Genomic DNA, 6,643 nt, shown 5'->3' with positions numbered 1-6,643 from the left:
GCTTGCCGCTCATGCTGACCTCCTCGGTTGCCATAAATTATGGCTCGAAGATGTCTACGAAAGGCTGGCCGGTCCAAATGTGTCTGCTCCACGCTTAGAGACGGTTTCAAAAAGGCTGTTTGGGGCTGTTAACTTATGCGGCGAGCTGTTAACCTCAGGTATCGGAACAACCGAGGCCGAGGAGATGGGCAAGCCGATCATCGACGATGAATTGTGGACACTGATCGAGCCGTTGCTGCCGCCAGCCAAGCCGCGGCGCGAGAAGAGTCCGGGCCGCCTGCCTGTTTCGAATCGCGCCGCGCTGACCGGTATCTTGTTCGTTCTCAAGACCGGACTGCGCTGGCGCGACCTGCCCGCCGAGATGGGATGCGGCTCGGGCGTGACGTGTTGGCGACGGCTACGCGATTGGCAGGCTGCAGGCGTGTGGGACCGCTTGCACGAACTGCTGCTGGCGAAGCTGCGCGCAGCAGACCAGATCGACTTCTCGCGAGCCGCTGTCGATTCATCATCGATTCGCGCCGTTGGGGCGACCCAAAAACTGGGCCAAACCCTACCGATCGTGCGCGCTCCGGTTCCAAGCACCACATCGTCACCGACGCCAACGGCACCCCGCTTGCCGCGATCCTGACCGGCGCGAACGACCACGACGTCACGCAACTGCTGCCGCTGATCGACGCAATTCCGCCGATTCGCACATTACGCGGCCACCCGCTGCAGAGACCGCGCGTTGTCTACGCCGATCGCGGTTACGACTCCGAGCGACATCGACGAGCATTGCGCAATCGCCGTATCGAGCCGGTGATCGCCAAGCGCCGTACCGAACATGGCAGCGGCCTGGGAAAATATCGCTGGGTAGTCGAACGCACACATACCTGGTTGCATCACTTCCGTCGCCTCCGGATTCGTTTCGAGCGTCGCGCCGACATGCACGGGGCGTTCCTCAAACTCGGTTGCTGCCTGATTTGCTGGAATACCCTCCGGCGCGCCGAACAGCCTTTATGAAACCGTCTCTTACTCTTGGATCAGGAATCGATTCCGATTCTTGGCATCCTTAATCCAAGCCGGCGCACGACCACGGCCCGACCAGGTCGCGCCGGTCTTCGGATCGCGGTACTTCGCCTCCGTTGGCGCCTTCGTTTGCGTTCCTGACTTGCCACGACGCGCACCGAAAATGTCTTTCTCGGTAATGCCGTACTCCGCGACCTTGGCACGGATCTCTTCGACAACGGCCCGAAACTCAGCTAGGCGAGCAGCTTCTGCTTTCTCAGCCAATGCCTCCGCTTGGGCTTTCAGTTCCTTGTAGGTTGCCATGCATTCCTCCAATTGTTGTGTTGTACATATGATAGACGTTTTGACCTAAGCGAAGGAGCACATCGATATCCCACAAGTGTGGATCCCTACGGGAACATCGGCTCCCCGTAGACAACTTGATCGAACAGCCGACCACTCACCCTGACCAGCCATGCCGCGGCTCCACGCCCCCTCCATCGGTGGCCTTCAGATTAAACGCCTCGACAGGCACGGAAACGAAAAAGCTCGTCGGCAACCGATCGACGAGCTTCGAAGTCAAATATCCGGGACTTACATTTGCGGGTCTTGTCCGAGAATCTTCCACGGCACGTGAAACGGAACCCTTGACGGGCCTTCGGAAACGCCTCCGTGGCCATTCTGCGTCTTGTCATGCGGATTTGCCGGCGCTTGCGCGTGGGCTCCTGCATGGCTGGCTCCGTCACCCCGAGACGCATCTTGGCTCTGTTTGATGGGAACCATGGCTTGCTTCAGCGTTATAAACAGCTTAGTTCCGCGGCTGGCGTCCACCGTTTGCTCCATGCCCAACTGTGGACCCAGTTGAAATCCTTTTGAGAAGTCAACTGACAACTTTCCGTCGCCCTTCTGATCTGTCGTTAGATCCAATTCCAAATTGATCGTATCGACATACATGCCCAGTTGCATATTGTTCGAGTCTAGCTTCTTCTTGAACACTGCTAGTCCATCCCCCACCGAGGCCAACGCTTGCTCAACCGTAATGTCACTTGGTTGGACTGGAGGCGGCGAAAACATTCCGCATCCGGACAGCGGCAACACCCCAGCCACCACGCGAACAAGCAATGCTGTCTTCATGTTGCGGTCTCCTTGTTATTCCCCGTATCGGGGTAAGTACATTTATAGGAAACCCGTAGGAAACCGCTCGACTTTCATTTCAGAGGGATAGTAACGAAGAAGCCCACGCGGCTTCCCGGGTGGGCTTCATTTAGGCGCACCTTGCGCCAGAATTCGTCAATATAGCGAATCTCGTAAGAGTTTACAACCCGAACTTTCGTCTAACCCAGTCCACCCTAGGCACCTACATGCGAGATTGTTCCGACAGTCCTGTTCCCATCCACCCCACACGCCAGCAAGATTCGATAGCCACTGTCGTAATATGGTGGCGGAAACAGCGAATGCGTGTTCACCATCTTCCCGGTACCAAGCCAATCTAGAGCTTTGGCAAGATCAACACGGATGTTCCCTCGAATTTGGTCAGAGTAGTCGATTGGACGGCTTCCGTCCTTCCCGAACTTTCTAAACAAAAGTCCGTGTTGAGCGTGCGGCCGCAGAAAAACGGAAGGTGCAGCCATCCGAAGATCGACTAGTTCTGTGTTCTCGCCATAAAAATATCCTGGCTTTACCCTATTTCTTCCGTCAATGTCCGCAGCGACGAGCAAGATATAAGCATATCGCTCTTGATCGCCAGGCATCCTGCGCTCAAAACGCAAAAAGCGTTCCGCCTCCGTCATAGCTCGATGACACGCAAACCACAACGCAACCCAAACGTTATCAACCAGATCGACCCATGTTGTTAAAATTCCATAGCGCTGAAGTAATGGCTCGTGTGCATAATCGCCAAATGATTTAAATATTTTACCGCTGTTTTTAAATTTCGCTACTAGGTCCGACAATGAAACATGTCTTTTGTCCTGCGCCTTTTGGTTCGCAAGATCTCGATATAAAGTAGGTGGCAGCGTTTTGTAGAGTTTTCGCTGCCCCCCGGAAATAAATTCCCTCGCTCTCGTCCTTTGCCAACTTGAACTTCAAATAACCCGCAGCCATTACCAATGCATGCGGTTCGTCCGCATGCAGCACCTCAACCCCATCAGACTCCACTTCCCAGCGCGTACTCTTTACCGATATATTCTTTAGCAACATGCTCTTCGCCATTTTTATATTTGCTGATATATTACGCACAATAATGACCACATCATTTCGATTATTTGCACATTATATTAGGCAGGTTAACGGCATAAAAATATCAAACTTTAGTGTGTTCGGGTATAAATAATACATCCTGAGCCGCGCAACCCAAGAATCGATACCCAACCATCGGAGACGAGCATTCCTCTCGCAAATTGCTTTAACATTCAGCAAAAGAAGGTCGATCAATTCACCCGGCATTAGGACTCTGACCTTATATCGAACTCGAAAATTCGGCTTTCCGCCAGCACACATTAGAGCCTCACGCGCACGTCAACCAAAATCCATCCGAATAAATGTCGGCCACCATACCTACGAACGGGAAATTCTCATCCGCAGCGATGATTGGAACTGCTTTCGCGGCGATTGGCGCCGCGATTACTATCGCAACCGGCGCATACAATCTTGGAAAGTCGAACGGATCTGATTCCGCAATCGCGCAATGCGCAACAGCGTCAGTCGCTGACAAAGCAGAATTGTCGAAGGCTGCAGCATCGTTGGCCATTGCGACAGAGCGCATCAAGGCTCTCGAACAAAACAATGCTGACTGGAAGAAGGCGTATGCAGATAGCCAGCAAACGGTTACAACGCAGGCCTCTCAAATCGCGACGTTAACGGTCGGCGCAAAACGTGCCGATGTCTGCGAATTCTTTAAATCTCAAGTCCAACAGCTACAGTACAGGCTAGACAGGTGGACCTTGTCTGAACAGGAGCGCGCTCAGATTACTGCAAGCAAGGACGCAGTGATTACGAAAATGGAAGGCTGCACCAAATCCGAGTGACTGGGCGATAACCGAAGTGCGCTCGATCAACCGGCAGGCTTGTGCTAGCGACATGTGTGGGAGCTGCTACTTCAACAGTCCCCGCGCCCTCATCCGTCTAAAAATCGAGGACGGAAAGTGGCTCGACGGTCGCGAGTACCGTCGCTCGCCAGACGGCGGAATCTTCATTTCCATCAAAGGGTATCAACTATGGGTAGAACAAGCGGCGGCGTAGAAATCCGCGCAGCCTCCATCCGACTGAACTTTACGCTCGACGGCAAGCGGGAGCGGCAAACTCTGATGCTAAACGGCAAACCGATGCCGCCCACTCCCGCGAACGTGAAGTATGCCTATCGCCTGATCGCGGAGATCGTCGATCGGATCCGTCTCGGGACATTCAGCTTGGTCGAATATTTTCCGACCGCTGGCGCACCCAGCACGCTAACTGTCGGCAGCTGGCTCGATACCTGGCTCGCCGCCCAGCGAATCGAATCGTCGACGAAAGATGGATACGAGAGCGCCATCAGATTCTGGAAAGCCGCGGCGTGCGACAAGAATCAGAATCCACTTGGACCGACTCCGCTCCGCAAATTGAAGTTGAGTCACATATTGACTGCGATCGCAGGCCGGCCCGACCTGAGCGGCAAAACGATCAACAATTACGTGTCGGTGATGAGAAAGGCGCTCGACTTAGCGGTGTCCGACAATGTGCTGACCGACAATCCCGCGGCAAACGTGCCTCGCGCCAAACACCAAAAGCCCCCGCCCGATCCGTTTTCCCGCGATGAATCGGAAAAAGTGATCGGCGAGGCCGAGCGTGCTTATCCCGGGCAGGTGCACAACCTCATCGAATTCTGGTTTTGGACTGGCCTTCGGACATCGGAGATCTTCGGCTTGCAGTGGCTGAATGTGGATTTGCAGAACGGGACGATCCTGGTTGCCGAAGCGCTGGTACGCGGCGAACATAAGGATCGAACCAAGACAGCGGTCGCCCGCACGGTGCGCCTAAACAGCCGCGCGCTGGCCGCGCTGACGCGTCAACGCTCATTCACCCAAATCAGTGGCGCCGCAATCTTTCATGATCCGCGGTACAACACCCGATGGGAAGACGAGCGCGCATTCCGGCGAAGCTTCTGGACACCAATCCTGAAACGACTCGGAATTCGCTATCGCCGGCCGTACAACATGCGGCATAGCTACGCGACGGCGATGCTGATGGCCGGAATGACCCCAGCCTTTTGCGCGAAACAGCTCGGGCACAGCATCGAGATGTTCCTGACAACGTACGCGAAATGGATGGATGGCGAGCAGAACGCTCTAGAGATGGCGAGGCTCGAATCGACGTTATTGTCCCCGAGTTGTCCCCCGCAAAGCAAAACAGGCGCCTAAGCGCCTGTTTTGTTAATGCATTCTTTGGGGTGGCTGATGGGACTCGAACCCACGACAACAGGAATCACAATCCTGGACTCTACCAACTGAGCTACAGCCACCACTGATACTGCTTTGTTTCTTCGCTGTTTCGTTTCGTGTTCAGCAGCGAAGAACAAGATTATACGAAGACTTTTCCGTCTTGCAAAGCATTTTTTTCAAAATTTTCGAGAGCGTCGTTCAGATGCGTGCGCGCCTCGTCGAACACGGCCAGATCGCCACGCGCGAGCTTCTTGTTGTCCGACAGCACGCGACGCCAGCCACGCGCACCCGCGACGCCGCGATACAGCCCGAGTGCGTGCCGGACGATCGCACCGAGATACGTGCCGCGCTTCAGTTCCGCCGCACAGTATTCGATCAGTTTCGCCTCGGCCTCCTCGCGCGTCGGCATCGGCGCAGTCGACCCGTAGAAGCGCGCATCGACGCCCGCGAGCACGTACGGGTTGTGATACGCCTCGCGGCCGAGCATCACGCCGTCCACATGTTCGAGATGCTGCGCGACTTCGTCGAGCGTCTTGATCCCGCCATTGATCACGATCTCCAGCGACGGGAAATCGCGCTTAAGCTGATAGGCGTAGTCGTACTTGAGCGGCGGGATCTCGCGGTTCTCCTTCGGCGACAGCCCCTTCAGGATCGCATTGCGCGCGTGCACCACGAACGTCTCGCAGCCCGCCTCGGCCACCGTGCCGACGAAGTCCCGCACGAACGCATAGTCCTCGACCGCGTCGACTCCGATCCGATGCTTGACCGTGACCGGCACCGACACGGCATCGCGCATCGCCTTCACGCAATCGGCAACGAGTTGCGGCTCGTTCATCAGGCACGCGCCGAACGCACCGCGCTGCACGCGCTCGGACGGACAGCCGCAATTCAGGTTGATCTCGTCATAGCCCCACTGCTCGCCGAGTTTCGCGGCGCGCGCGAGATCGTCCCGTTCGCTGCCGCCCAGCTGCAGCGCGACCGGCGATTCGTTCGGCGTGAACGCGAGATGCCGCTGGGCGTCGCCGAACAGCAGCGCGCCCGTCGTGATCATTTCCGTATACAGCCACGTGTCGCGCGTCAACGTGCGATGGAACGACCGGCAATGACGGTCGGTCCAGTCGAGCATGGGCGCGACGGAAACGCGGCGGGGGGGAAGCGAGGACGATGCGGACATGGAATTCGGGGGCAGCAAGCGGCGCGGGAAACAACCCGACATTTTACCGCAACGCGACCAGGCCGGC

General features: G+C 56.2%; 7 protein-coding genes and 1 tRNA gene. 3 read left to right on the top strand and 5 right to left on the bottom strand.

Annotation, left to right across the window (positions count from 1 at the left end; all coding sequences use genetic code 11):
- Positions 1–184: 184 nt before the first annotated feature.
- A protein-coding gene (locus tag WS75_RS32880; RefSeq protein ID WP_156429887.1) for an IS5 family transposase occupies positions 185–1,002 on the top strand; the annotation gives its coding sequence in 2 pieces (ribosomal slippage) (positions 185–530 and positions 530–1,002; 819 coding nt in all).
- Positions 1,003–1,011: 9 nt separating this feature from the next.
- Here the strand turns inward: WS75_RS32880 and WS75_RS25800 are convergent.
- The 3 genes from WS75_RS25800 to WS75_RS32875 form a co-directional block, all read right to left on the bottom strand.
- Positions 1,012–1,311 (bottom strand): H-NS histone family protein, encoded by a 300-nt coding sequence (locus tag WS75_RS25800; RefSeq protein WP_059684580.1) that lies wholly within the window; start codon positions 1,309–1,311, stop codon positions 1,012–1,014.
- 270 nt (positions 1,312–1,581) lie between these two features.
- Positions 1,582–2,121: a hypothetical protein gene (locus tag WS75_RS25795; protein WP_156429886.1), complete on the bottom strand. Its 540-nt coding sequence runs from the start codon at positions 2,119–2,121 to the stop codon at positions 1,582–1,584.
- A 215-nt stretch (positions 2,122–2,336) separates the two neighbouring features.
- Positions 2,337–2,939 (bottom strand): hypothetical protein, encoded by a 603-nt coding sequence (locus tag WS75_RS32875; protein ID WP_373558516.1) that lies wholly within the window; start codon positions 2,937–2,939, stop codon positions 2,337–2,339.
- 588 nt (positions 2,940–3,527) lie between these two features.
- Between WS75_RS32875 and WS75_RS33865 the strand changes: the two genes are divergently transcribed.
- Positions 3,528–4,013, top strand: coding sequence for a hypothetical protein (locus tag WS75_RS33865; RefSeq protein WP_156429885.1), 486 nt, complete (start codon positions 3,528–3,530; stop codon positions 4,011–4,013).
- A 189-nt stretch (positions 4,014–4,202) separates the two neighbouring features.
- Positions 4,203–5,381 (top strand): site-specific integrase, encoded by a 1,179-nt coding sequence (locus WS75_RS25785; RefSeq protein WP_059684575.1) that lies wholly within the window; start codon positions 4,203–4,205, stop codon positions 5,379–5,381.
- Positions 5,382–5,406: 25 nt separating this feature from the next.
- On the opposite strand, the gene WS75_RS25780 is transcribed toward WS75_RS25785, so the two are convergent.
- Together WS75_RS25780 and dusA are read right to left on the bottom strand one after the other, a co-directional pair.
- Positions 5,407–5,482, bottom strand: a tRNA-His gene (locus WS75_RS25780).
- A 59-nt stretch (positions 5,483–5,541) separates the two neighbouring features.
- Entirely contained in the window at positions 5,542–6,528 is a 987-nt protein-coding gene (gene dusA, locus WS75_RS25775) for a tRNA dihydrouridine(20/20a) synthase DusA (protein WP_059684573.1), read from the bottom strand.
- Between the last annotated feature and the right edge of the window lie 115 nt (positions 6,529–6,643).

Origin of the sequence: Burkholderia sp. FL-7-2-10-S1-D7, from assembly GCF_001524185.1 — a bacterium.
Taxonomy (GTDB): Bacteria; Pseudomonadota; Gammaproteobacteria; order Burkholderiales; family Burkholderiaceae; genus Burkholderia; species Burkholderia diffusa.
This window is presented reverse-complemented; position numbering and strand designations above follow the sequence as displayed.

Excerpts from the sequence above, each read along its gene's own strand:
- WS75_RS33865 (WP_156429885.1), top strand. The coding sequence starts at position 3,528 with ATGTCGGCCACCATACCTACGAACGGGAAATTCTCATCCGCAGCGATG.
- WS75_RS25785 (WP_059684575.1), top strand. The coding sequence starts at position 4,203 with ATGGGTAGAACAAGCGGCGGCGTAGAAATCCGCGCAGCCTCCATCCGA.
- dusA (WP_059684573.1), bottom strand. The coding sequence starts at position 6,528 with ATGCTCGACTGGACCGACCGTCATTGCCGGTCGTTCCATCGCACGTTG.
- WS75_RS25795 (WP_156429886.1), bottom strand. The coding sequence starts at position 2,121 with ATGAAGACAGCATTGCTTGTTCGCGTGGTGGCTGGGGTGTTGCCGCTG.
- WS75_RS25800 (WP_059684580.1), bottom strand. The coding sequence starts at position 1,311 with ATGGCAACCTACAAGGAACTGAAAGCCCAAGCGGAGGCATTGGCTGAG.